22 protein-coding genes are annotated in these 25517 nt (G+C 38.9%); 5 read left to right on the top strand and 17 right to left on the bottom strand.

The annotated features are described in order from the left end of the window. Positions 1–105: 105 nt before the first annotated feature. Positions 106–849: a siderophore-interacting protein gene (locus tag I6E82_RS04680; protein ID WP_197116935.1), complete on the bottom strand. Its 744-nt coding sequence runs from the start codon at positions 847–849 to the stop codon at positions 106–108. A gap of 293 nt (positions 850–1142) precedes the next feature. Between I6E82_RS04680 and I6E82_RS04685 the strand changes: the two genes are divergently transcribed. The 3 genes from I6E82_RS04685 to I6E82_RS04695 all read left to right on the top strand — a co-directional run bounded on the left by I6E82_RS04685 (position 1143) and on the right by I6E82_RS04695 (position 3303). Then, on the top strand, positions 1143–1562 hold the full coding sequence (locus I6E82_RS04685; protein ID WP_197116936.1) for a MarR family winged helix-turn-helix transcriptional regulator: 420 nt from the start codon (positions 1143–1145) through the stop codon (positions 1560–1562). 80 nt (positions 1563–1642) lie between these two features. Next, a complete protein-coding gene (locus tag I6E82_RS04690; RefSeq protein ID WP_010552918.1) occupies positions 1643–2056 on the top strand; it encodes a S24 family peptidase in 414 nt (137 codons plus the stop codon). Beyond that, positions 2044–3303: a Y-family DNA polymerase gene (locus I6E82_RS04695; protein WP_024591032.1), complete on the top strand. Its 1260-nt coding sequence runs from the start codon at positions 2044–2046 to the stop codon at positions 3301–3303. Before I6E82_RS04690 ends, I6E82_RS04695 begins: the two co-directional genes overlap by 13 nt. Positions 3304–3323: 20 nt before the next feature. Here the strand turns inward: I6E82_RS04695 and I6E82_RS04700 are convergent, their stop codons facing one another. From I6E82_RS04700 to I6E82_RS04720, 5 genes are all read right to left on the bottom strand, one after another. Beyond that, positions 3324–3785, bottom strand: a complete 462-nt coding sequence (locus tag I6E82_RS04700) for a hypothetical protein (RefSeq protein WP_010552920.1) — start codon at positions 3783–3785, stop codon at positions 3324–3326. A 447-nt stretch (positions 3786–4232) separates the two neighbouring features. Continuing rightward, positions 4233–4751, bottom strand: a complete 519-nt coding sequence (locus tag I6E82_RS04705) for a DUF4240 domain-containing protein (protein ID WP_007583221.1) — start codon at positions 4749–4751, stop codon at positions 4233–4235. Then, a complete protein-coding gene (locus I6E82_RS04710; protein WP_007583223.1) occupies positions 4751–4942 on the bottom strand; it encodes a YwbE family protein in 192 nt (63 codons plus the stop codon). The genes I6E82_RS04705 and I6E82_RS04710 overlap by 1 nt, the downstream gene beginning before the upstream one ends. Positions 4943–5010: 68 nt before the next feature. Beyond that, positions 5011–5292: a hypothetical protein gene (locus I6E82_RS04715; protein ID WP_197116937.1), complete on the bottom strand. Its 282-nt coding sequence runs from the start codon at positions 5290–5292 to the stop codon at positions 5011–5013. Between the two features lie 15 nt (positions 5293–5307). Next, positions 5308–5520 (bottom strand): hypothetical protein, encoded by a 213-nt coding sequence (locus I6E82_RS04720; protein WP_007583226.1) that lies wholly within the window; start codon positions 5518–5520, stop codon positions 5308–5310. A 100-nt stretch (positions 5521–5620) separates the two neighbouring features. Here I6E82_RS04720 and I6E82_RS04725 point away from each other — a divergent pair, with 100 nt between their 5' ends. Then, positions 5621–6430, top strand: coding sequence for an ion transporter (locus tag I6E82_RS04725; RefSeq protein WP_007583228.1), 810 nt, complete (start codon positions 5621–5623; stop codon positions 6428–6430). A gap of 88 nt (positions 6431–6518) precedes the next feature. On the opposite strand, the gene I6E82_RS04730 is transcribed toward I6E82_RS04725, so the two are convergent. Then, entirely contained in the window at positions 6519–7643 is a 1125-nt protein-coding gene (locus I6E82_RS04730) for a DUF748 domain-containing protein (RefSeq protein ID WP_197116939.1), read from the bottom strand. 487 nt (positions 7644–8130) lie between these two features. On the opposite strand from I6E82_RS04730, the gene I6E82_RS04735 reads away from it, so the two are divergent. After that, on the top strand, positions 8131–9294 hold the full coding sequence (locus I6E82_RS04735; protein ID WP_197116940.1) for a GGDEF domain-containing protein: 1164 nt from the start codon (positions 8131–8133) through the stop codon (positions 9292–9294). 233 nt (positions 9295–9527) lie between these two features. On the opposite strand, the gene I6E82_RS04740 is transcribed toward I6E82_RS04735, so the two are convergent. The 10 genes from I6E82_RS04740 to I6E82_RS04785 all read right to left on the bottom strand — a co-directional run bounded on the left by I6E82_RS04740 (position 9528) and on the right by I6E82_RS04785 (position 25384). Beyond that, positions 9528–11417, bottom strand: coding sequence for a putative bifunctional diguanylate cyclase/phosphodiesterase (locus I6E82_RS04740; RefSeq protein ID WP_231616872.1), 1890 nt, complete (start codon positions 11415–11417; stop codon positions 9528–9530). Positions 11418–11756: 339 nt separating this feature from the next. After that, positions 11757–12896: an aspartate-semialdehyde dehydrogenase gene (asd, locus tag I6E82_RS04745; RefSeq protein ID WP_197116942.1), complete on the bottom strand. Its 1140-nt coding sequence runs from the start codon at positions 12894–12896 to the stop codon at positions 11757–11759. Positions 12897–13116: 220 nt separating this feature from the next. Further along, a complete protein-coding gene (locus I6E82_RS04750; RefSeq protein ID WP_197116943.1) occupies positions 13117–15819 on the bottom strand; it encodes a TonB-dependent receptor domain-containing protein in 2703 nt (900 codons plus the stop codon). 64 nt (positions 15820–15883) lie between these two features. After that, the gene (locus I6E82_RS04755) at positions 15884–19972 is read right to left on the bottom strand and encodes a hypothetical protein (RefSeq protein ID WP_197116944.1); all 4089 of its coding nucleotides are present in this window, start codon (positions 19970–19972) and stop codon (positions 15884–15886) included. A gap of 284 nt (positions 19973–20256) precedes the next feature. After that, positions 20257–21585, bottom strand: coding sequence for a tetratricopeptide repeat protein (locus I6E82_RS04760; RefSeq protein ID WP_197116945.1), 1329 nt, complete (start codon positions 21583–21585; stop codon positions 20257–20259). 45 nt (positions 21586–21630) lie between these two features. Next, positions 21631–22236, bottom strand: coding sequence for an energy transducer TonB (locus tag I6E82_RS04765; protein WP_024591041.1), 606 nt, complete (start codon positions 22234–22236; stop codon positions 21631–21633). Between the two features lie 9 nt (positions 22237–22245). Next, positions 22246–22656, bottom strand: coding sequence for an ExbD/TolR family protein (locus tag I6E82_RS04770; RefSeq protein ID WP_024591042.1), 411 nt, complete (start codon positions 22654–22656; stop codon positions 22246–22248). Between the two features lie 54 nt (positions 22657–22710). Continuing rightward, positions 22711–23238, bottom strand: coding sequence for a MotA/TolQ/ExbB proton channel family protein (locus I6E82_RS04775; protein WP_024591043.1), 528 nt, complete (start codon positions 23236–23238; stop codon positions 22711–22713). A 3-nt stretch (positions 23239–23241) separates the two neighbouring features. Beyond that, positions 23242–24621 carry a MotA/TolQ/ExbB proton channel family protein gene (locus I6E82_RS04780; RefSeq protein WP_101216932.1) on the bottom strand — a complete coding sequence of 460 codons (1380 nt, stop codon included), beginning with the start codon at positions 24619–24621 and terminating at the stop codon, positions 23242–23244. Positions 24622–24631: 10 nt separating this feature from the next. Beyond that, on the bottom strand, positions 24632–25384 hold the full coding sequence (locus I6E82_RS04785; RefSeq protein WP_197100448.1) for a DUF3450 domain-containing protein: 753 nt from the start codon (positions 25382–25384) through the stop codon (positions 24632–24634). Between the last annotated feature and the right edge of the window lie 133 nt (positions 25385–25517).

Here is a 25517-nt window from a genome sequence, read left to right on the forward strand (position 1 = left end):
TACATCATTAGCATAAAACACTTAAATGGGTCTGCTATTAGGTCAATTCAAGTTACGCAGAGGTATTAAAGCAAAATAGGTATATGTTATTTTGCTCTAAGGTATTCAGGCAAGCTGTGCATCACGTTGGCGCTGCTTTTTATAGCCTTCTGAATCTACGCCTTTTTTCCAATAACCTGAGGAAACAATATTACTGCGCGGTATATTAAATTGCTCTGTTAGCAGTGTTTTTGCCCTACGTACAAGCCCAGCTTCCAATGCCATAAATACAATGGGAGGCTCTGCTGTAATGTGCAAATTTTGAAGCGCGCTAAGTAGCACTTCGTCAGCGTTGTCGGTAACAAGCCAATTAATATCGCGGCTTGTTTCTAAATCAATAATGTCTTGCTCAGTGGGCGCATGTACAAAAGCATCAATTTTTGAAGTTAAAGGTAATTGCTGCGCATACCCTTTTATTGCATTTACCGATGTTAAATCGCCTAGTAATACATAATGCGAATGCTCATAATTATCTAGCTTTTTAGGGCCTGGTCCTGCAATACCTAGCTCGTCGCCTACTTTTGCAATTTTAGCCCAGTCAGTTGCAGGGCCTTGGTGCATATTTATAACAAAATCAATCGTTAGCGCGCCTGTTTGTGCATCTACATGCCTTATTGTATATGACCGTATACAGGCTGTTTTTAAGTTAAAATCTACTTCACCATTTTTTGGAAATAGTACTTTTACATAGTTACCAATGTACTGTGAGGTTAAGTCTTTAAAATCATCAGAGCCTACAACAATACGCTGTAGGTGGGGTGTGATTTGCTGTGTACTTAATACGTTGGCTTTGCGAACTTGTTTACTCATGTATTACCTCGTTTTACAAAACTTAGACTTTAATACCACCTGCATAAATCTTTGATCAATTTAACGAATTAAATTGCACTATAACGTTGTTAAAATTTTTATTTAGAACAACTAGATACAAAAATTCCAACCTAGTTCTAGCGTAATTTTCTTAACGTTAAATAGACCCCATATATAAGTAGATTGGTATAATAATTGGCTGCTAGAAAAAGCAGGTATTGCACAACGCCCTATTGGTTGATAAAATCAACTATAACAAATTAATTGACTTTGTCAACTATATTGAGAGTTCTATGAATACACCTTTATCAAATACGCTGTTTGAATTGATGCAAAATTACCGCGTCACAATTCGTGAAGCAATTAACGCAGGCGAACTTGGTATTAATGCTATGCACGTACGCTGCATACATATTATTGCGAGCGTAAATAACTGTACGGCTAACGATATTGTTACTAAAACGCAGCGCGACAAAGCGCAAATAGCACGTTTAATTAAAGATCTTATTGGCTTAAATTTAATAAATAAACAGGCAAGTGAGCACGATAAGCGCTGCTTTATTTTGTCGCTCACAGAGCAAGGTAAAGTTCTTTTTGATAAGTTATTAGCATCAGAGCAGAAAATAAATAATCAAATGTGTAAAAACTTAAACCCTCAACAAATCAAAGACTTTTTAGATACCGCACAACAAATGATCAAAAACATGGATTGATCAGCCATACATTTCTTGGCATAACTTACACAAAACGCATATACTGTACACTTATACAGTATATGCGTTTAGGTTGTGTTATGTTTGTTATTCCCATTTATATAGAAGCAGGCGTGTGTGGTTTTGAATCCCCCGCAGCGCAGTACACCGAGCTAGGTGTAACCCTTGATGAGCTTTTAATAAAGCATCCAGATGCCACGTTTATTGGTATTGCATCGGGTAACTCTATGCAAGAAGTCGGAATTTTTGAAGGTGACTTATTAGTTATCGACCGTGCAGAGCCTGCAGAAAATGGTGACGTTATTGTTGCTAACTTAAATGGTCTTTTTGTATGCAAACTACTTGATAAAACCAATGCACGGCTGCTTTCAGCTTCTTCTTTACATAAGCCTGTACAACTAACCTCTGCAGACGAGTTTCAGCTAGAAGGCGTAGTAACGCTATCAATAAGAATGCACAGGCAAAGCCCAGAGTTACTAAAATGTATGCCTTAGTTGATGCTGTGTCATTTTATGCCAGTGCCGAAAAAGTATTCGACCCTGCTATTCGCTCCAAACCCGTGGTTGTACTTACCAATAACGATGGCTGTGTATGCGCTATTTGTCCTATTGCTCGGCGCTTAAATATTCCTAAATTTGGCCCGTACTTTAAAGTTAAGCATTTACTTGAGCAAAACAACGTTGTTATTCGCTCTAGCAATTACGAGCTTTATGCTGATTTAAGCGACAAGATGATGAATATTATTGGCCGCTTTTGCGATACACAGCACATATACAGTATTGATGAATCGTTTTTGCACTTTAATGGCTACACATCGTTAATTAAAGACTGGCATGAATACGGCCATACAATAAGGCGCACAGTATGGCGCGAAACAAAGCTTCCTGTAGGTGTTGGTTTTGGCCCGACCCCTACTTTAGCAAAAGCCGCTAACCACGCCGCTAAAAAGCTCAGTGGTTTTAATGGCGTAGCAGTAATAAATAGCGAGCAAACTCGCCAAGCTATTTTACAAAGAATGAGCTGCGAAGATGTGTGGGGAATAGGCCGGCGACTAGCTAAAAAGCTTAAAATAATGAATATACACACCGCTTGGGATCTTGCTCAGCAAAACCCTAAAGCAATGCGCCGTGCATTTAGTGTGGTTGTTGAACGTACAGTAAGCGAACTTAACGGGATAACATGTTTAAACTGGGATGATGTACGACAAGACAAGCGGGAGATTTATTCGACCCGTAGTTTTGGAGAGCGCATATGCGAGCCAACAGCACTTAAAACAGCGCTAATTAACCATGTAACCACAGTGGCTAATAAACTAAGAGCGCAACGCTCGCTTACTCACCAGCTTTATATTTTTGCAGCCAGTGGTGCGCACGAAAACAGATATTATAAAAAGTCGTTTGTGTATAAGTTCCCCTCACCCACTAACGACACCTGCGTGATGGCTAATGCTGTATCTGAGGTATTTAATAATATTTACCAACCGGGGATCCGATTTTATAAGTGTGGTGTGGGCGCGGTAGAGCTAATATCAGAACAGTTTCAGCAAAATGACTTATTTAATAAGAGCCCTGATAATCCAAAGCTTATGCAATGCCTAGATACAATTAACAATCGATACGGAAAAGGGATGCTCAGCCTTGCAAGCAGTAAATTAAATGACCGATGGCACATGAACCGTGATTTTTTATCGCCGCAGTACACTACGCGTTGGCGCGATATCCCTAAAATATACTGCGAATGATTTACTACTTACTAGATGCTTTATTTGCTCTCGTCTGCTTTTTTAAATGTGCACTCTACACTAGGTTCGCTTAATGTGTATTTTAGTGTGTTATCAGCTAAGAATTTGATACTTTGACTGATTGTTTTTTCGTTTGCAGGGTTTTCACAACGGCTCATTCTTAAACCGTTTTCAAGGCCATCACTTTTATATTTAAGCGTACTGGTTATAAAACAAAAGTTTGGTTTTTTAATAGTGCGAGTACCATTGTGGAGCGATCCAAATACAATTTGTTCTCCAAGTTTAAAACCTGCACTTAAATCACTTTCGTCTGTCAAACTCAAATCGCTATTAACGCATAACCCTGAATTGGTCGACACAACTTCGTATGCCCCCAATTTTGACTTTAAAAACGGTATAAATCGTGTTTTATTACTCGGCTCAGAAAAAGCATTTGCACTTGTAAAAGCGACAGTTAATAAAGCGAGTGTTAAATATTTCATTTCGTGGGTGTATCCTCGTGAGTCAGCGTGTTAAATAATAGCAAAATGCCTAATCACTTAGCTTTTATAACTTTTAACAACTATAACAGAGATTTACTATAAAAGGAGAGAAGTCGTATTACAGGAGCGAGCGCGTGAGTAGAACACGGAAGCTTTGCTCGGTTTTTATTATTCTTACATGGATGTAAGCCATTAGAATAACGCAGGAGCAGTTGTCGAGCCCACTAGGTTACAAATCTCGCGCCGCGATTAAATCCTTCTTGGATTGAACAAATTCAACCACCAAAGGTAAACATGCCCTAGATACTCATTACAAACCATTTTGTTGTTAAGCACTTTATTTAATACGTACTTAAACAACAAAACGATTTATACCAATGCGCCTAATTGTAAGGGTCAATTGAACTCATTAGATTGTTTAACTAGTTATACGAATTGGTATTTATTTTATTGCCAGTACTTTGCAAATAATAAAGGGTAGCTTTGCTTTAAAAACTTAGGTTTGTCTTTAAAACGTTTACCTTTGGGTTCATCACTGCCAGATGGGATAAACGGCAATTCGTCTTCGTTACGTTCTTCAAATAATAAACCGGCTATTAAGTCATACTCATCAATGTACGGATAAGGCTGCTCGTTTAAGTAATAAACAGGTGTACACTGCGCTATAGAATCAGCATTTTCTAAGGCGTTTTCGAAAACTGTTTTACCGCGCGAAATTAACCAACATCTAAATTCGCTAAAGCCGTAATCGTCGTTACATCCAGCCATCACAAAAGCGGCACCAAATAAATCCCAGGTAAAACACTTGCGCATATGTATGCCAAAATGCTTATCAAAATCAATAAGGTGTTGATCGCTTAAATCATTAAGTTTAGTTTTTAGGTTATCGCTCACACTTTGCGGATCGAGCCCTAAATCAGGCGTTGTTACTAATTCCCAAAAAGCCTGTTCTGTTAACGCTGCCATTATAAAATCTCTTTTACTCGGCCAACTTGACCATCTTCTAAACGTACTTTAATGCCGTGTGGGTGATTTGGTGATTTTGTTAAAAGGCGCTCAACAACACCCTCAGTTAATGTGCCGCTGCGTTGATCTTCTTTTAATACAATATTTACTGTGGTACCTGGTGAAATTTGCGAACGCGTAGGAACAGCCATAATTTAAACCCTAAAAATAATTTATCTAATTATAACGTCCATGTGCTATCAAACCAACAAAAGCTCTGTTAATTGGCGGAAAATGAAATATGTGCTGGTTTTGCGTTCAACTTAATAACTGCTAACTCGTTAAGTATAATAGCTGTTAATTCGTTAAGTTGCGGTTTTGCACTTTCAAGGGCTATACCATCATTAAAATAGCACTGTACTTTTAACGTATTGGCCTCGTTATTTAAATCAATGGTATGCGTTAGATAATCAAAACCAATTACGCTTTCTTTTATTGCCTCGCATGCATTAGTAAGTGCTAGTCGAATGTGCTTATCGCGCTGCTTTTGAGTTTTAGTCATAAATATAAAGGTTACTTATTTAGTTTCTGCTTGTTGCTGTTTTTTAAACTCTTCGTAGTTAGAGTCTTGTTTATCTAGGCATTCGTAATATTCTTTGTCGGCTTTATAGTTACATTCATCAAGGCGCGCCGATTGAACTTCATGAAAACGCGCGTCAGAGCTACAACCAGCTAAAACACATAATCCAACAATAAGTAATGCGCTACTTTTTAGTTTATTGATAAACATTAAATTTCCTTACACTTTCTATATCGAAAAAGCGTTAAATTATTACAATATTATTGTATATTAGCGCCATAAAATCTTAATCTCCAAAGGATCTATTTCTATGATGTCGCAGTTACAAAAGTTGTTTCAGCGTATAGATAAAAGCAAGATATTTCAATCATTTGTTATAGCTGTAATTATTGTTTCTGCCCTGACAGTCGGTGCGCACACTTACTCACTACATCCTACCGTAGAGCTTGCTCTAAATTGGATGGACGTTGGCATTACCGCATTCTTTTTAATTGAACTAGTAATCCGCTTTATTGCAAGTAAAGGCATAAAACACTTTTTTTCTAAAGGATGGAATATATTCGACACCATCATAGTATTGGGCAGTTTATATCCTGCTGCTGGATCTACTATGTTAATTGCTCGTTTACTGCGCATATTTAGAGTACTGCGATTGGTATCGATGATCCCAGAGCTGCGCTTATTAGTTAACTCATTGCTTAAAGCCATTCCACAAATGGGTTATATAGCCCTATTAATGTTTGTTATTTTTTATATATACGCTGCAATGGGCAGCATGATGTTCGCGGAAATAAACCCCGTACTTTGGCAAGACGTATCAATCTCAATGCTTACCTTGTTTAGGGTGGCGACGTTTGAAGATTGGACCGACATAATGTACGAAACAATGGCGGTGTACGAACTAAGCTGGATTTATTACCTTACGTTTATATTTTTAACCGCATTTGTATTTTTAAACATGATGGTAGGTGCAATACTTGAGGTAATGAGTGAGGAGCACCGCAAAGCACGAGAAGAGCTCGCAGACGACAGCTCATTACCTGCAACGCAAGGGCAAGTAAACGAACTACAATCCCAAATTGCTGAGCTTAAAGAGCTATTGAGTAACCGCAAAAACTAATCTGATAAGAGTATTAAAGCACCCACTTAAAGTTTAAAAAGTGGGTGCAGCTTAGGCATTTAACTCAAACATGCATTCCCAAAGTGCTTTAATTCCCATTGTTATCAGGTATGTTATCCGTATCTTCAAAAGAAATAACGTTATCTACTTTCATCTTAAACGCATCAAAAAATGCGTTTTCTAATACCGAAATCACAGCTTGAAAAGTCGAAACATCCGTATTATCTAATTGCCCTTCTATAGGAATGCGTGCAGCAACAAGTTTAGACTCATCGTTTTCGAGGATAGAGCCCAGTAAATCTACACTGCCTTCAAATATGGCTGTAAATATGCCGTCGTCATCTTTTTCTATATCTTCGCGCCACGAAAAAACACGCAAGTTTTGAACGCCTGCTTTTACATAACCATTTAAGTTATTATCTTTAGCCGCAAGTTCCATAGCGCCATCAATGCCTCCCGCTTCAATATCAAACGGTGTATACACTTTAAATACAGTGTCTAAATTTTTAACTGAAAAGCGTTGTACCTCTGCATTAAAATCAAAATTAGCTTGCTTGCTAAAAGGGTCTAATTTTCCATTAAGCTTTAATGCAGCCTCCCCCATTAATGCCCCCTCCACGTTTAGAGTAGTCACAAGTGTTTTTGATAGGTTTTGCGCATTCGTTATGTTTTCTATTCTGGCGTTAATATTTGATATAAAAGTGGGTTTTTCACCGCTGTTAGTTGAATTAACTAAGGTTAACTTTCCTTGCTCAATTGTTAAGGTATCAATAGAAAACAGTACTAAGTTATTGGCGAGCCCTACCCAGGTAGTTTCGTCTTTTACTTGTTTATTTTGCTCTACTGTACTTGGGTCTTTATCGTAAATAACTATTTCAGGACGCGTAAAGGCCATGTTTGTTACTAAATTGCCCTTTAAAAGGGCTGACCACGCGAGTGAAAAATCAAGAGTTTGAATACTCAGTAAAGGCTTCGGAGCTGAAGTTGCATCAACAGCGTAAATTTCAACGTCGTCAATCGCGTAGGCACCGCGATATAAGAACAAATCTACATCACCAACATGTCCCGTAACACCTTGCGTATGCTTTAACTGATAATTTACGTAATACTGAACTACATAAGGCGCGGCTATTCGCGTTATTATAAGCAATACAATCAGCGCTATTACACCTTTAAAATATTTGGCGTGAAATGTTGTAGATGAAAAATGCATTCTAACTTCCTTTGCTAAAAACGAGGGCCTATTGACCTTTAAGGATTAAACTCTGTTCTATGTAGGGCACGTATGTTTGGCATTTATGCTGCGTTATCGCCTATTTATGAAGAACAACCACACAACATAGACTCAACCTTGCCTAAAAACCAAACGTACGGCTGCACATTTAACCTCGAAAGATAAACAGGCTCTAATTAGTTAAACTTTTTAATTAAGTACATAAATAAACGTGTAAAAATTACTAATATTTGTAACTTAAGTACCTGTTAGGTATAAAATTACAAATAGAGCAAAGCCATATAAGCTTAAAACTCTACACTACAATCACTACAGCAAAGGATATACCACTATTCAAATACACCGCTTAATGAAGTGATTGCCATGCTTATCTATCTATAGTTTTGCCAACTAATAACCTGCATTGATTCGAATAAACCGCTTTCATCTACTAAAGTAAAATTAACGCAAACAAGAATAAAAATACATGAACCCTGTTTTTTATATATTAGTTACCCTCTTTTTAACCAGTGTTATTTGGTCTGTCATATTTTTAATGTCGTGGTTTACGTTAGGTAAAAAGCAATATGCCATGCTTTGGACAATCGCATTCGCACTCTCTGCATGCCAATGGGCAACAATATTAGCAGAACCATTATTTGACTCTCACACACTATATTGGATGTTAGGAAGCAGCTTCTCAGTAGGCTCTGTGCTACTTGGTACATGGGGGCATTGCATTAGGGTAAATTCGAGTATAAAAATTCGCTATTTAATCATCTCGGCAATAGTAACTCTTGCTGCTGTTTATTATTTTACAGCCATAAATGTGCATGTTGGCTTATTTATGTCGTTGTATGTGTATTACGATGTGATCTTACTGATACTAAGTGCGGTTATTATTTTCAGGCATAAGCAAAAATCACTCCCTGCTGAAATAGGCGCTAGTATCACTTATTCGCTATGTGGATTACTTTTATTTGTTGCAGCAAGCATAGCATTACTGCAAGGCAGCCAAGTGAATGAAGAATATATAGCGCTATATACATTAATTAATTTTATGACTGTCCCTGCTGCTCATGTCGGCATGGCCGTATTTATGATATTCATAATGGCGTCTGATTTAGCCGAAAAAATGAACCATCTTGCAATGACTGATGTACTTACGGGCTGCTTAAATAGGCGTGGGTTTTATAATAAAAGCCAAGAGCAACTAAAAGATAAACTTAATAATTATAAGTACGTAAGCTTAATTTATTGGGATATAGATAAATTTAAAAAAATAAACGATGAGTTTGGACATGCAGGAGGTGATGTGGTGTTAGTAGAAGCGGCGAAAATAATGCAAGACTGCATAAATCCAGATGATTTGTTTGGCCGAATTGGTGGCGAAGAATTTACCTTATTAATAGCACGTAACGACGAGCCTACAGCTAAAGCATTCCCCGAAAAACTAAGAAACGCACTCGCCAGTAGTCCGATTCATTTTAATGATAAAATAATTAATGTTACGGCAAGTTTTGGCGTAATAAATATTAAATGCAATAAAACCGCAATTGAAAGCGCAATAAATGAGGCAGATAAAGCACTCTATCATGCTAAAAATGGAGGGCGTAATCAGGTAGTTCATATAAGCGAATTAAGTCAATAAAAGTTCATTATTACTAAGGCCTACCTATCTTTTTAGGTTGAATTTTCGGCAGCATCTTTAGGCAAATAGCATTAAAAAAACGAGGCGGATTGCTCCGTTTTAAGTTATTTTCATATGAATGTAAGCTAATAGAATAACACAAAAGAAGTTACCGCTCGCAGCGAGCCAGAAACGCACGGCACGCTTAAATCGAACCTAGATAAAACAAACTTTGTGCCTGAAAAGCCAGCGCTCTAACTAATAAGTTTAAGCGCATCGGCAAATCTAACTGGTTTACTGAATATAAAACCTTGATACTTATCAATTTGTAAGCTTTGTAATAACGTTAGCTGAGCGGGGTTTTCTACGCCCTCCGCTATTACTTGGCAACCAATCATATGCGACATGTTAGTTACCGCAGATACAATACTTTTGTCTTTTGAGCACTCACAAATATTATCAATATAAGATTTATCTATTTTAATGTAATCAACTGATAGCTCTTTTAAAACCGATATAGAAGAAAACCCAGTACCAAAATCATCAATAGAGATACGCACACCGGTATTTTTTATGGCCGTAATCACTTTTGACAAATACGGTAAATTTTTAATCATCACTGTTTCTGTTATTTCTAAATGCACATTGTATGGTTTAACAGCATATCTATTTAGAAGAGCAACTAAAAAATCTAAAAAATTATGGTTTTCTAGTTGCAACACCGACACATTAATCGACAATCCAATCTTACTATTCACAGCGTTTAACTTACTTAAACTCGCGATGGCTTGCTCTAGTACAAATTCACCTAATATATTAATTTTTCCATATCGCTCTGCAATATCTATAAATTCTGAAGGGGGGATAAATTCATCATTAAACTGCCAACGAAGTAGTACTTCAAACGTGGTTATTTCATTTGTACTTATATCAACAATAGGTTGATAACACAGATGAAAGTCACCTTTTTCTACGCACTCTTTAATTGAGCTGCGAAGTACTTCTTCTCTTTTAAGCGATTCATGCATTCGCTCGTCAAATACCGATATTTCATTACGGCTTTTCTTACCTTCATACATAGCAACATCAGCGTATTTAATCGCGTCTTCAAGGTTAAAATTTTCACGCGTAAAATACAGCCCAACTTTAAAAGAAGGGTTTACTTGATAGCTATCCATGCTTACTGTTTTCGTTAAAGTTTTAACTAATCTAAAAACACAGTCAAAAAGTTCGTCTTCGGTGTTACTACGAGAATAAAAAATAAACTCATCCCCTCCCCAACGACAAGCAATAAAATCGCCCTGAGTTTGTGTTTCAACTAATCGTTTACCTGTTTGGGCCAGAACAAAGTCACCAAAATCGTGACCGTATTTATCGTTGATGATTTTAAAGTCATCCATATCTAAAAATAAAACGGCTTTAATATCATCATTTTGATTGGCTAAATCAAGTTCAACATTAGAAACAAAGCTCCCCCTGTTAAACAATTTAGTTAAATTATCTTTTTGCTCTAAAAGGATTATTTGTTCGGTACGAAGTTGCACTTCGTTTTCTAAGTTTTCAATAAATTGATCTAACTTAAGTTCATTATTAATTGATGACTTTACATCTTTAGCAGAACGTACAGCGGTAACAAAACACAAAATAAACCATAAAACGAGCCCTAAAATACCTAGTACATTCTCATCTTCAATAGGCTGTAAAAGTAATAAAATACTAAAAGGAACCAGTAAACAGGTTATATACGACAAGGAGGAACGAATATCAGAAGCTAAAACATTTACACCGCCACCAGCAAGGGAGCTAAAAACAACGAGTGATACAAACTTCTCCTGCATTGGCATATTTTCATAAAACAAAATGGGGAAAGCAGCCCAAGTTACGGCTGTTAATAATAAACCTATAAAATACAGATGATATTTAAAAGCATGGGTGTTGTTAACAAATACATGGCTGGCTATTCGAAGTAATGAAATAAATGATAACGTAAAAAGCCAGTAAAGTTTTTCTTGCGAGGCGCTGTGGTTAATACTGCTAAAAATAAGAAAACAAGAAACAACCGTGTTTATAGCAATTGCAGAACTAAAATAGGAGCTAACAAATGCTAATCGCTTATTGGCAAAGTTATTTATATGAGAGGTCATTAATGTTACTTGAATAGGCTGTTGCACAATGTAAACAGTTTACTTAAGTTCAATAATAAACAACAGTGAACATTCATAAAAAAGTATTGTTTAAGCCTCTTAAGCGGTTTTATAAGCCATTAAACTAAAAAGGGCTGGCAAATTGCCAACCCCTTTTGTTAATACTGATTATATATTATACCAATTCGCTTAATTAAGTGATCTATTTTGAGGGAAGAAAAATCGTGTCGATAACAAGGCAAAGATTTCGTTATTTAGTTGTTCTATATCAGAAATATTTAACGTAGTTAGCGTCAGATTTAACCCCTCAAATTGATTAAGTATTATTGCGAATTGGTATTACTCACCATCAACAATTATGCGTAGCATACGACGAAGTGGCTCTGCCGCTCCCCACAAAAGCTGATCGCCTACTGTAAATGCGCTGATGTATTTTGGCCCCATCGCTAATTTACGAATACGGCCAACAGGAATTGTTAAAGTGCCTGTTACTTTAACGGGTGTTAAGTCTGTTGCGCTAATTTCACGCTCGTTAGGAATAACCTTAACCCACTCGTTATGAGACGCTAAAATTTCTTCAATTTTTTCTACGCTAATATCTTCACGTAATTTAATGGTCATCGCTTGTGAATGACAACGCATAGCGCCAATACGTACACATAAACCGTCAATAGGCACTGGTTGCTTTGAAGAACCTAAAATTTTGTTCGCTTCAACTTGCGCTTTCCATTCTTCTTTAGACTGACCGCTTGGCATAGGTACGTCAATCCACGGGATTAAACTGCCCGCTAATGGCACACCAAATTGGTCTTGTGGTAAGTCTTTTGACGCCATTGTTTCACTTACTATTTTATCAATTTCTAAAATAGCAGAGCTTGGGTTATCTAGTTTATCTGCAACACTTGCATGAATAGCGCCCATTTGTGCAATAAGCTCTTTCATATTTCGTGCACCAGCGCCCGACGCCGCTTGGTAAGTCATTGGGCTTACCCATTCAATTAGGTCTTGCTCAAATAAACCACCTAATGCAAGTAGCATCAGCGATACAGTACAGTTACCGCCCACAAAGGTTTTAACGCCTTGCTCTAAGCCTTGTTCAATAACATCTTTGTTTACGGGATCAAGCACTATAATGCTGCCCTCACTCATACGCAGCGCTGAAGCTGCATCAATCCAGTAACCATCCCAACCCGACTCTCGAAGTTTTGGATATACCGCATTGGTGTAGTCACCGCCTTGGCAAGTAACAATAATATCCATTTTAGCAAGTTCGCTAATGTCACTTGCATCTAGTAATGGTTTTGCGTCGCCTGCTATATCTGGGCCTAGTTGACCCGCTTGTGAGGTGGTGAAAAAGGTGGTGTCGATATGGGCAAAATCACTTTGCTGCTGCATACGTTCTAATAACACAGAGCCAACCATGCCACGCCAACCGACTAATCCTACTTTTTTCATTGTTTGTTCCACTGTTTGATTCATAAAAGATGCCTTAATACATTAAAAATTAAATTCATTGCGTGAGATTTAATTTTCATTAACGCTAAACTAACACTGGCTGAAAGCTAAAACTAGCGAATAAAACAGAACTTAAATATTTTTCATACTGAGCATAAACACAAAAAAGCTCTGTATTAAAATACAGAGCTAATAGATAGTGAAGTTTATTATTTCATTCCTTGAGTTTTATTTTAAATAAAGCTTAAAACTCATAGCTATAACTTAAACTAAACTCAGTGCCGGTGTCTTGTCCCCAAAGGGTAAGACCTTCTTGTTCAATTTCTTTTTCTTGGCCAAGCATATTCTTAACCTTAAAATTAACTTTAGAGTTAAAGTTAGGGAAGTAAGAATAAACTAAATCAACTGAATGAAACGACTTTTCTTCTGCATCTTCATTACCACGTGTACCAGGTACAATTATACGAGGACCAAACACATTATAAATTAGTGAAGTAGAATGAAATCCATCATCCGAGTCATAGCCCATTTGTAAGTTTGCAACCCACTCAGAATGACCAACTAAACGACGCTCATTGTTAGTTACAATATTCGATACCGTATCGGCCTCAAGGGCTTCTTTAAGCTGTGTTTCAAACAGTGAGTCAACACCGTCTGAATCATTAATCCCCAAATTAACACTTGAGTCAGATAGCGTAACGTTGCCTGACAAGAATGCTGAGGACCAATCTTTATTTATAAAGCCAAAGTCAGTTAAAAAATCAACTTCAATACCCGACAATTTACCCGACTGAGCATTTGCGGTTAATAACTGTGGAGATGCTCCCCCTACGCCCGCAAGCTCAACCATTTCAATTGGGTTTTCAATGTCTTTATAAAACAATGCAACAGAAAGGTTATTACCTGATGGCATATACCATTCAAACCTAAAATCAACATTTTTTAAATTAGAACTTTGTAAACTAGGAGAGCCTCTCACCAGAAACTCAGTTAACGGGTCAACAAAGAAAGAAGAGCTTACATCACGTAGATCAGGGCGAATGGTTGTTTCACTTAAATTTAAGCGAAATTGCATTTCTTCATCCATGATGTACGTAACAGCTAAAGAAGGAAAAAAGTTATCTTCATTAATAGCTACATCTTGGATTTCTTGTAGCGTATTTTCAAAGAAATTAGTATGCGCTTCATAACCGACTGAGACTTGCGAAAAATCTTCCCATCGAACGCCACCAGTAAAACGCCAAGTGTTTTGATAGAAGTAATCGGCCATAAAATAATAAGCATCTAATTTATGCGCTGCACTGTACTTATCACCATCAGTGGTGCCATCATCAAAAATACCTGAGCCAGTTACACTTGCATAAAAAGCGTCATTCGCCGTGTTTTCATCAGCAAAAATATCGCTTACGTTAGAACCGAACGAGTACTCATCGCTTATACCACGGTGCGTAATGCCAAACTTCACATTACTTGCATCACGTTTTTTCTCTGAAAAATCGCCGCCTATTTTTAACTCAAGCTCATAGCCGTCACCATAAAAAGGCATACCCATATTCCAACCAAATGTTTCAACATCGTCGTGTAATACTTGATACTCACGGGTGATATTTGTTGCAGCTACATCTTGTAGTTGTTCAGATTCAAGCACGCCATCAACTAAGTTTTGCTGATAAACAACATCTAAACCACCTGGTGCATTACGGTTTGCTCGACTTAAACCTCCATACCAATCAAAAAATAAATTATTTAGCTCTGGAAAGTTGTGCGTCCCCTTAAGCTGAGTCGAAAACATTTCGCGCTCTTCGTACGTAATATCTACTCGGCGTAATTCGGTGACACCTTCTTCGGTTTCATTTGCATCAAAGTAATCGCGGTTACGTACGCGGTCACTCATGTCATGAAGTGCAATATTAGTAAGCTCAAACTTATGGTTTGAATTTAACTCATATCCTAAATTTAATGTGCCGCTCCAACGTACATTTTGCTCAGTCGATGTACCATCGTAATACTGGGCAAAACATTTGTCTTCACAGCCTAAGCTACCAAGGCTTGAGCCGCTTTGCTCTTGAACTACTTCCCACTCGTTATCGTAAGATACGGCTGCAAGCACACCAAAAGTACCGGCCTCACTTTCAAATCTATCACCTAAGGCAATAGAGAAGTTCATGGCAGGGTCAACATCCTTTTCTGAAATACCTACATCCCAATCAAGCGATTGAATCAGGTTTTTACGCTCAGCTAACGTAGTGTTTATATTGCCCTCAAGACCAGCATCACTGGTAAGCGCAGTAGTAAACACATCCGATAATGCTCGCGAACCATCATCTCGACCCATCCAGTCATCATCACCGCCACTGTAAAAGTGACCGGTATCGCTATTAGAAGTATTGTACGATGTACCCACTTGTACTTTTAATAAAAAGTCAGAAGGAATTGATTTAGTCCGAATATTTACATTACCACCACCAAAATGCGCTGGCATATCCGGTGAAAATGACTTTTGTACACTCAAGCTTTCAATAATTTCAGATGGAAATAAATCCAAAGGAACCACTGAGCGAGTAGGATCAGGACTTGGTACATACATGCTATTTAGCTGAGTACTAGAATAGCGTTCACCTAAACCACGCACATAAATAAATTTGCCATCGACTAACGTTAAACCAGTAACACGACGAAGTGCAGAGGCGGCATCGCCATCACCAGTACGTGATATTTGATCTGCACCCATAATATCAGCAACAAACGCTTGGTTTTGACGTTCTTGCAGTACCGCACCCGCACTGCCCTTTAATCGTTGCCCTACAGCAACAACTTCTTCTATTTCTTGCTCTTCTACTTGCTGCTCAGCAGCCGTGGCTGTATTTACTGATAAACCAAGTAACGCAGCCATTACAGCGTAGTTTAATTTTGATAAAGCAAGTGTAGAGGGTTTAAAAGATTTCATTTTTATACTCCGAAACAAAACAAGACATTAGCCGAGCTTTCGCTCGGCTATAATGTGGTGTGGGTTAAAGGCCTACTTTTACCCAACCTGCTGTCCAGTCTGTTTGTGCATCCATCGCACCAATGTAATCTACAGAATCAAAGTAACTATCTAAGCTTGATGAATCAAAGCCATTACCAAGTAATAACGACTCAGCAGTTGGCATATAGCCATTATCTGCAAGCCCAAGGTCAGCGGCTACTTGAACTGAATTGCCTGTTTGTCCTAAGAACCAAGATTCAACATTCCCTGTACCAATTGCTTGCGTACCAAAGTTGTTAGCGGTTTCACACGCAACGATTGAGTGAGTAACAGTTAATGTACCGTCCTCTGCTCGCGGCGCTGAATCAGAGCCTACTCGTAAACAATTTGAATAATCTGCCCCGCCTGTAACCACTACATTTTTAAGCATACCCGCAGTACCTGCACGTAGGCGGATACCATTTACACCCACATTACCAATAATTGTTACATTAGAGATAGTTGGCATTGTTAGCGGCGTTGCACTTGAATCAAACTCAGAGTTATCAGCTTCAATTGCATTGTCGCCCTCAGAGTCTGATTGTTTAATCAGTACATATTGCGCTTTACCCGTCCAACCGAATGACCAATCAAGTGAATCATCGCCTATGCTTGTTAAAACAAGGTGACTAATATTTGCAGTACCACCAAAAAATTCAACACCATCGTCTAGATTTTCATGAACGTGAATGTAATCTAGTTCAGTCTGACGACCAACACCCGCAAGTGTAATACCGTTAAGTTCATCGCCATTACCCAGCGTTTTACCCGCTTGCTTAACTGCAACATATTTTAGCGTACCTGAATTATCTTCAGGGTCATTACCACCGAACTGGCCTGCGTCACCTTCAGCAGACACACCGCAACTGGCAAGTTCTTCTGCGGTTGCTTCACCTTGTTGGTCGCCACATGAGTTAGCAGGTGCATTACCCAATAATACTAAACCGCCCCATTGACCAATCGTAGTTTCGCCGCCCGTCATATCTTGGATTGACGTCATAGTAATTGGTTGATTTACACTGCCTACCGCTTCAATTTTAGAACCACGGCGAACAACTAAGAAGTCATCACCCGACTCACCAATTAACGTTGTACCAAACTGAACATAAAGTGTTGTGTTGTCAGCGCGGTCATTACCAACGGCTGTACGTCCTTTTAAAATCCAATGCGCATCGTTAGTCAGTGTTACATCAGATGTAAATACAACATCAGAGGTTAATTGATATACAGGTTTGTCTGTAATTGTAGGGAAGCTAGCAGAAACATCTGTTGCAAGTCCTTGTGCTAATGCATTAGCAATATCGTCAGGAAAGCTTGGTGTAATAGCAACTGTCCAACCATCCATCCAATTATTATCGCCATCGAATGCGCCGATGTAATCTGTTTTGGTAAAGAACGAGTCAAGCTCAGATGAATCCCCACCAGCACCTAATAAAGGTGAACCCGATTTTGGGGTAAAGCCGTCTGTCGCTAAATTAAGTGCTGAAGCCGTAAGCGTTAAGTTACCCGTTTGACCTTCAAACCAAGACTGCACATTGCCACTACCAATTGCTTGTGAACCAAAGTTATTATCTTCACTACATGCAACAGCTGAGTTTTCGATAGACAACTCACCCGATTCTGCATTAGCAGCAGAGTCTGAGCCTACACGTAAACAGTTTGAGTAACCTTCAGGGCCCGTTATAACAACATTTCGTAGAACGCCCGCTGTACCTGCACGTAAACGAACACCGTTAGTACCATCAGCACCAACAATTGTTACGTTAGAAATAAGCGGTTTAGTCAATGGTGTCGCATTTGAATCGAATTCTGAGTTATCAGCTTCTATTGCGTTATCACCCTCAACTGAACTTTGTTGAATATAGATATTTTGTGCACGACCCGACCAACCAAATGACCAATCGAATGCATCGTCGCCAATATCAGTTAGTACAATGTTACGAACATTAACTGTGCCACCAAAAAACTCAACACCATCATCTAGGTTTTGGTGAATTTGAATGTATTCAACTTTCGTTTGTGAGCCAACACCTGCAAATGAGATACCGTTAAGTTCATCGCCATTACCCAGCGTTTTACCTGCATGTTTAACAACAATATAACGAAGAACACCTGAGTTATCATCGCTAATATCACCACCAAACTGACCAGCGTCACCTTCAGCTGATACACCACAGTTAGCTAATTCTTCAGCTGTCGTTTCACCGGTTTGATCGCCACACGAGTTAGCAGGTGCATTACCTAATAATACTAAGCCGCCCCATTGACCAATCGTTGTTTCAGCGCCTGTTACATCTTGAATAGATGTCATAGTGATTGGCGCAGTTGCATTACCATTGGCATTAATTTGTGAACCACGACGTACAACTAAAAAGTCATCACCTGTTTCACCAATTAGCGTTGTACCCGCTTGAACATATAATATAGTTGCATCTGCACGGTCATTACCAACTGCAGTACGACCATTTAAAATCCAATGTGCATCGTTAGTAAGCGTTACATCTGCTGTGAACGTTGTATCTTCAGTTAAACGGTATACTGGTTTATCTGTAATTGCTGGAAATTCACTAGAAACATCTGATGCTAAGCCTTGTGCGAGCGCGCTATCAATATCAGTAGGGAAGCCGCCATTAATACCGACAGTCCAACCTTCCATCCAGTTAGTTGATCCATCAAAAGCACCAATTTGACCATTTGCGATAAGCGGTGAACCAGCAAGTGGCGTGTAACCGTCATCAGCAAGCATAAGCTCTGCCGGCGTAAGTACTTGGTTACCATCTTGTCCTTCAAACCAAGATTGTACATCGCCACCGTTAATTACTTCACTACCAAAATTATTTGCCGTTGTTTGACACGCCACAATAGAGTTTACAATCGTTAGTGTGCCATCTTCAGCGCGAGGAACTGAATCAGACCCTACACGTAAACAGTTTTCGTAAGTAGCAGGACCCGTTACAAATACATTTTTAAGAGCGCCCGCAGTACCAGCGCGTAGACGAATACCATTATTACCTTCTGCACCGACGATTGTTACGTTAGAAATAGTAGGCAGTGTTAATGGCGTGGCGCTTGAATCAAACTCAGAGTTATCCGCTTCAATAGCGTTATCGCCTAAGTTAGCGGCTTGTTGAATGTAAACATTAGTAGCCGAACCCGTCCAACCAAAAGACCAATCTAGTGAATCATCACCAATGTTAGTCAGCACTACATTACTTACATTAACCGTACCACCAAAAAACTCGATACCGTCATCCAGGTTTTCATGAACCTGGATATAATCAACTGTAGTTGCAGAGCCAACACCGGCAAATGTAATACCATTTAACTCATCACCATTACCAAGCGTTTTACCTGCTTGCTTAACAAGTACATATTTTAGAGTACCTGAATTATCATCACTGATATTTCCACCGAACTGACCTGCATCACCTTCAGCTGACACACCACAGTTAGCAAGTTCGTCTGCTGTTGCTTCACCTTGTTGGTCTCCACATGAATTTGCAGGTGCATTACCAAGTAATACCAAACCACCCCATTGGCCAATTGCTGTCTCGCTACCCGTAACATCTTGAATTGATGTCATCGTAATTGGCTGGCTTGCAGTGCCTACTGATTCAATTTGTGAACCTCGACGCACAACTAAAAAGTCATCACCTGACTCACCAATAATCGTTGTACCTTGCTGAATATAAAGCGTTGTACTATCTGCGCGGTCATTACCCACAGCAGTACGACCACTCACAATCCAATGTGCATCATTAGTTAATGAAACATCAGCAATCAATGTTGTATCAGCACTTAAGCGATACACTGGTTTATCTGTTATTGCTGGAAATTCACTTGAGACATCCGTTGCTAAGCCTTGAACAAGTGCATTGTCGATATCAGCAGGAAAACCCGTAGTTCCATTTTGAGAATCATCACGCGATGATGTTTCATCTACTGTATCACTGCCACCTTCAACAACATTAGTAACTGTGTCGCCTTCATTTATTGTTGTGTCGCCTTCAGATACAACTAAGTCACCACCACAACCCGCTAATGATATTGCAGTTGCAATCAAACTAACTTTAAATAAGTCAGATAATTTCATTGTTCACTCCGTTAAAGTATTTAATTATTTTGTTAAGTGCTTTAAATAAACTCAAGTCACCTTAAAACATTAAGTAATGCTTTAAGGTCACTTGAGTTATCAGCAGCGCCTACCTTACGGTAGCTATATGACATTACAGTTACACTTTAATAAACATAAGATGACAAAGTTATTTACATAAAATTCAAGTAGTTAATTTATTAAAAACATAAAAAAACCACACTAAAAATAGTGTGGTTTGGATTTGCGATCATGAAATTATATTTAAACGTTATTACTAAAGCTTAAAGCAGTGCCGTTCTTAATGTTTCTGCATGCACTTTCTCGCGCTTTACATATTTAATCCATTGTTGTGCTAAACGCTGTGATTTTTTATGTTTTTCTGCCTGTTCAAACGCTAAAATTGATGCATCAAAATTTTGTAAGTTGTACTGAGCCATACCCAAGGCAACAAATGCATTTGATTCAAAATCAAGTGAGCCTTTATCGAGCGCTTTACGCGCTGCATCGGCCGCTTCCTCGTATTGCTCAGTGTTAACGTAAACTTCAGCTAAGCGTTGGTCATACTTACCACTGGATGATAAATCAGCTGCTTTTACAAAGTATTCTATTGATTTTTCGTCTTCTTTTGCTTGGATCATCGCCTCAGCTATAAAGGCATAGTTTTTAGCGTTCTGCTCTGCGACACCTTCTTTAATCGCTTTACTCATTACAACGCCTGCTTTGTAAGCCAAACCGTTATATAAATACACTTGCGCTAATTGGCGTAGATCAGATTTAGACGTTAAAAAACCTTGCTGGTAAGCTGCTTCAATAATGGCTAGCTGCTTTTTTTCTTGCCCAGTTTCGCCATACATACCCGATAACTGTACCCAGTACTCAGGTTTGTTATAAAGCTTAACCATACGCTCAAGTACTTCAACTACTTTGTCAGCTTGATTAAGCGAGTAATACATTGCACGCTGAAGTACTAACCAGTTTTCCTTAGGAATTTTACCTTCGCTATCACTTAAGGAGATAACTTGGGAGATATACTCAAGCCCTTTTTTATAATCCTTTAACTGATAGTATGTTTGAGCCCTTAGCAAGTAATAGCCTTCTGTTTTAGGCTTAGTGTTAATACTGTCCCAGTCATCTAAAAATGCGATAACTTTAGTGTAATCACTATTAGCCATAGCTAGTTGCGCCAAACTAAAGGTAGTACTTAAACGAAGCGATTCAGGAATGGCCTCCTCTGCTACGACCTTTTCAAACGAAGCTATCGCTTTTGGTAAATCGTTTTCGTTGTAATAAATAAATCCATAAAAATTATGCATCATTGCAACTTCGTACGAATTCATACTCGAGGCTCGTTCTTTAATGCTATCGAGCGCTTCAAGTCCGCCTTTAACATCGCCATCGTCAGCAAGTTTTTGGGCACGAGCCAGTTGACTATAAACCTTTTCACGTAGCGCTGGGACACGTTTTGTTTTTTGCTCTTGCTCTGCATATGCCGTAGCTACATTTAACCCTGGTATTAGGCTTAGGGCACTTGGTGCAACAATACTTGTACTGATCGCAGCAGTACAAAATAGTGTTAATTTTAAAAATTTAGCTATAGGTAGTAATTTCATAATCGCCTCGCATTTCTGTCCGTTTACTCGTGGTTAATTACTAAATTAACCGCTAATTTGGAAAGATATTTTGTTCTGAACACCCGCAACTTCAACGGCTTCACCATTTACTACGCGCGGTTTATATTTAAATTTAAGGGCTGCATCCATCGCCGCTCTATCAAAGAGAGACTCAGGCTCTGCTTTAATCACTTGTGGGTCTCGCACCGTACCTTGCTTAGTTACTGTAAATTCAACAATAACGTAGCCTTCAATGCCACGTGATAATGCGCGACGAGGATAAACAGGCGCCACTTTAACAATAGGTAAATACTCACCATCACTTGTTTCAAGCGCTAAACCACCGGCTAAATTTACATCTGCATCCACATTGGCGCCAAAGTCGAAGTTATTAGCGTTCGCAGTCGCGTCGCTATTTTGCATTTGCGGCGATTCCATTGGCGGAGGTGGCTCTTTAGGCGTTGGTGGTTTTTGTGGTTTGCGTTCTTTTTTTTGCACGCTTTCTTCTTTTTTAAGCCTGACAAAATCAAGTACGTTACCCTTGGCGGGTTCACTCATTACACCTTCGCCACCAGTAATAAGTGCCTGCATGCCTAAAAACAACATAAAGGTCACTACACCGGCTATAACTAATGCTACTAAATAACGCATTGCCTGCCCTTATGCTTCTTGAGCCGCAATCGACACATCAAACACACCTGCTGCGCGTGCTGCATCCATTACTTTTATTAAAGTATCGGTTGTTGATTTTTTATCAGCTTGAATAACAACACTACCTTGCGGGTTTTCAGCTTTTAAACGCTCAATATTGGCTTGCACTGCACGTATGTCTATTTGACGTTTATTAATCCAGATTTCACCCGTGTCAGAAATCGCCACTAATATGTTTGCACGTTCTTTTTTAACAGCTGTTGCTGCTTCAGGTCGGTTTACGTCAATACCCGATTCTTTTACAAACGACGCTGTAACAATAAAGAAAATAAGCATGATAAATACAACATCTAACATAGGTGTCATGTTTATTTCTTCAGCTTCGTCTTCTTGCATTAAATTACCTAAAGGGGCTCTCATTTTTTATTCTCCTAGGATGAACGGCTTTAAATGGGCCGCTTATCAAAATTTTGCTTAATGGTCTAAAACCATGCTGTCTTGTAGTAGCTCTACTTCTCGCTTGGCTTTGCGTTGTAAATACGTTGATGCAAATACACCCGATAACGCACCTACCATACCCGCCATTGTTGGAATAGTTGCTTTAGATACACCCGATGCCATTGAGCGCGCACTGCCTGTGCCTGTAATTGCCATCACATCAAATACTTCAATCATTCCTGTTACTGTGCCCAATAAGCCAAGTAACGGGCATAACGCAACCATTACGTTAATAAGCGGTAAATTAGTATTTAGGCGCATACTTGCACGCGAGATCATCGCTTGACGAATTTGCTCTGCATTCCAGCTGTTACGCTCACAGCGAGAACTCCATGTGCTTTTAGCGTCTTTTTTATAACCACGAAAACCATTAAAAAAATAAATAAATCGCTCGAGTATCAATAACCACATCGCGAAGATTAACACCCCAATGACCAAGAGAACTTGGCCACCAGTGTCGAGAAAATCACGGATAGCATTGATTGAGTCAATCAATAGCACCATGGCTTATTCTCCTTTCTCACTTCGCTCTGCAATAATACCGGCGCTTTGCTCTTGTAATATAAGCAGTAAACCTTTTGAGCGAGTATTAAGTAGCGTGTAAATAAATACGGTTGGTATTGCAACAACTAAGCCTAATACGGTTGTTACTAGTGCTTGAGAAATACCACCAGCCATTAGTTTAGGGTCGCCAGTACCAAATAGTGTAATTGCTTGGAAGGTATTGATCATACCGGTTACCGTACCAAGTAAACCTAATAGCGGTGCAACTACCGATATAATTTTGATAAGTGTTAAGTTACGCGTTATTTTTGGCATTTCGCGTAAAATAGCTTCGCTTAATTTAAGCTCTAACGTGTCGTAGGCAACATTTGGGTAGTCATCTTTAACTTTCATAACACGACCTAGTGGATTGTCATCTCTCGCTACGCTGTCTTTTAGCTGGCGGCGAATTTTCCCACCAACAAGTAATAGCGATACAAAACGCTCAATTGCAATTAATAATGCAAGTAAACCTACACCTAAGATTACGTAACCAACAGCGCCACCTTGATGTACTTGCTCTGCAGTATCTGGGGCTTGAACGAGTAAACCTAAAATTGAACCACCTGTTGGGTCAAGTGCAAACTGCACAACACCTGTTTTAGCGTCTTGTAAATCGCCCGCTGTTGATGTGTAGCGCGATACTGGTTGGCGAGTTAGTTCGCTTAGTGTATTCGTACCTGGGTTGTATTCTAAATATTTACCGCCCGATATAAGGTTAAAAGCACCTACGCGAACAACTTCTTGCTGTGCTTTATTACCACCTTCGACTATAACCGTAGTATTAAAGCGACTTACTTTGCCTTGCTCGGTCATTTCGCGTTGCAGCTCGTACCACACTTTTTCAATATCGTCGATTGAAGCAAGCTTTGATGTTGAGCCCATTTTTTGAGCGAGATCGTCCATAAAAGCACTTCGCCCCGGAATTTCTGCCGATACAACCGATGTTGCAAATTTATTGCTTGAATCACCAGCAACTTGCTGAAGAACGCCATATAGTTCTTTAAGTGATCCCATACGCTTTGATAAAGTATCGGTTAAATTAGCAAGCTTAATTTCGTTTTCTTCAAACTGTGTTTCTAATCGCTCTGATTCACCAAGCATTTGACTGCGTTTTGCTTGTGTATCTTTTAGCATTTGCACTTGTTCGTTTTGACGCGAGGTAAATTCTTGCTCTCGTTGCTTGTTTTGTGCGCTTTGAACCGATTTCCCGTCTTCAATTGATTTAAGTAACGAGTCAAGATTCATTGACTCTGCCGCGATACTATTACCTGTAAAACCTAGGCTTAGTGTAAGGCTTGCAGCAAAAAGAGCCTTTTTTGTCATTTGAGTAAACAATTTCATTTTTAACCTCTTATTCTGCTGCGTGTACTGGCAGAGTTAACATATCTGGGGCAAGTTGCTTACGCGCTATGCGAAGACCTTTGTTAATTTGGCTTATAGTAGAGTCAGGAAGCGCTACAAACGTTTTTGTGTTTGTATCCCAACTACCTGCTTGCTTGCCATCGCGCGTTAAATAAATAAGCTCTAAACGACCAATGCGTAAAAAGTCTACTTCTCGCTCTTTACCACTTACTTCTAATAGAGCGGTATATGCTTCAATGGTACGCCCGTAATCAACTTCCACTTGATAAGCTTCTAAAACACGGCGAAATTTCTCGCTTGAGGTGATATCAGCGCGATCCATCATGGTTTTTAATGAGGCTAAACGTTTTGCACGCTCATCTTGTAGAAATGGCACGTCGAGTGATACAAACTGCTCAAGGCCTGTGATCATACGCATCATTAAAGGTGTAATTTGACGTTCAATAATAGAAACCTGATCCATTGACAGGTTTAACGATTCCATCTCTTCTATTTGATTATTTAACTGTTTAGTTAGCTGAGCGTTGTAAACAGCTAAACCGTCAATTTCTTTATTGAGGGTTTTAAACTGCTGTAAACGCCCTTGCATTGAATCTGCAATCTTGTCTATTTTTGTTTGTGATTGCGCAGCTGATTTATTAATTTCACTGCTTTTATCAATAACCTTATCTAAATCGTTTGCGTGTACTGCTGCACTTGCGGCCACAATACCAGCTAAGATTAATGGTTTAACGCCTTTCATCGCATACACCTTTACTCGTTAGTTAGCGGATTTGCTAGTTTGTTTTCTTAGGTCATAAACTTTGTTATATAAATAATTTATGACTTAATAATTTCAATGAGCAGGAGTTTATAGATGTAACATGACAAGGATG

It is taken from the genome of Pseudoalteromonas sp. NZS11, assembly GCF_015864765.1.
Taxonomy (GTDB): domain Bacteria; phylum Pseudomonadota; class Gammaproteobacteria; order Enterobacterales; family Alteromonadaceae; genus Pseudoalteromonas; species Pseudoalteromonas arctica.

Bases quoted from the DNA above. Each gene is read 5' to 3' on its own strand.
- I6E82_RS04785 (WP_197100448.1), bottom strand. From the start codon at position 25,384: ATGAAAGGCGTTAAACCATTAATCTTAGCTGGTATTGTGGCCGCAAGT.
- I6E82_RS04715 (WP_197116937.1), bottom strand. From the start codon at position 5,292: ATGACTAAAACTCAAAAGCAGCGCGATAAGCACATTCGACTAGCACTT.
- I6E82_RS04725 (WP_007583228.1), top strand. From the start codon at position 5,621: ATGATGTCGCAGTTACAAAAGTTGTTTCAGCGTATAGATAAAAGCAAG.
- I6E82_RS04720 (WP_007583226.1), bottom strand. From the start codon at position 5,520: ATGTTTATCAATAAACTAAAAAGTAGCGCATTACTTATTGTTGGATTA.
- I6E82_RS04780 (WP_101216932.1), bottom strand. From the start codon at position 24,621: ATGAAATTGTTTACTCAAATGACAAAAAAGGCTCTTTTTGCTGCAAGC.
- I6E82_RS04755 (WP_197116944.1), bottom strand. From the start codon at position 19,972: ATGAAATTATCTGACTTATTTAAAGTTAGTTTGATTGCAACTGCAATA.
- I6E82_RS04760 (WP_197116945.1), bottom strand. From the start codon at position 21,585: ATGAAATTACTACCTATAGCTAAATTTTTAAAATTAACACTATTTTGT.
- I6E82_RS04765 (WP_024591041.1), bottom strand. From the start codon at position 22,236: ATGCGTTATTTAGTAGCATTAGTTATAGCCGGTGTAGTGACCTTTATG.
- I6E82_RS04690 (WP_010552918.1), top strand. From the start codon at position 1,643: ATGTTTGTTATTCCCATTTATATAGAAGCAGGCGTGTGTGGTTTTGAA.
- I6E82_RS04705 (WP_007583221.1), bottom strand. From the start codon at position 4,751: ATGGCAGCGTTAACAGAACAGGCTTTTTGGGAATTAGTAACAACGCCT.
- I6E82_RS04770 (WP_024591042.1), bottom strand. From the start codon at position 22,656: ATGAGAGCCCCTTTAGGTAATTTAATGCAAGAAGACGAAGCTGAAGAA.
- I6E82_RS04685 (WP_197116936.1), top strand. From the start codon at position 1,143: ATGAATACACCTTTATCAAATACGCTGTTTGAATTGATGCAAAATTAC.
- I6E82_RS04750 (WP_197116943.1), bottom strand. From the start codon at position 15,819: ATGAAATCTTTTAAACCCTCTACACTTGCTTTATCAAAATTAAACTAC.
- I6E82_RS04730 (WP_197116939.1), bottom strand. From the start codon at position 7,643: ATGCATTTTTCATCTACAACATTTCACGCCAAATATTTTAAAGGTGTA.
- I6E82_RS04680 (WP_197116935.1), bottom strand. From the start codon at position 849: ATGAGTAAACAAGTTCGCAAAGCCAACGTATTAAGTACACAGCAAATC.
- asd (WP_197116942.1), bottom strand. From the start codon at position 12,896: ATGAATCAAACAGTGGAACAAACAATGAAAAAAGTAGGATTAGTCGGT.
- I6E82_RS04700 (WP_010552920.1), bottom strand. From the start codon at position 3,785: ATGAAATATTTAACACTCGCTTTATTAACTGTCGCTTTTACAAGTGCA.
- I6E82_RS04735 (WP_197116940.1), top strand. From the start codon at position 8,131: ATGAACCCTGTTTTTTATATATTAGTTACCCTCTTTTTAACCAGTGTT.
- I6E82_RS04775 (WP_024591043.1), bottom strand. From the start codon at position 23,238: ATGGTGCTATTGATTGACTCAATCAATGCTATCCGTGATTTTCTCGAC.
- I6E82_RS04710 (WP_007583223.1), bottom strand. From the start codon at position 4,942: ATGGCTGTTCCTACGCGTTCGCAAATTTCACCAGGTACCACAGTAAAT.
- I6E82_RS04740 (WP_231616872.1), bottom strand. From the start codon at position 11,417: ATGACCTCTCATATAAATAACTTTGCCAATAAGCGATTAGCATTTGTT.
- I6E82_RS04695 (WP_024591032.1), top strand. From the start codon at position 2,044: ATGTATGCCTTAGTTGATGCTGTGTCATTTTATGCCAGTGCCGAAAAA.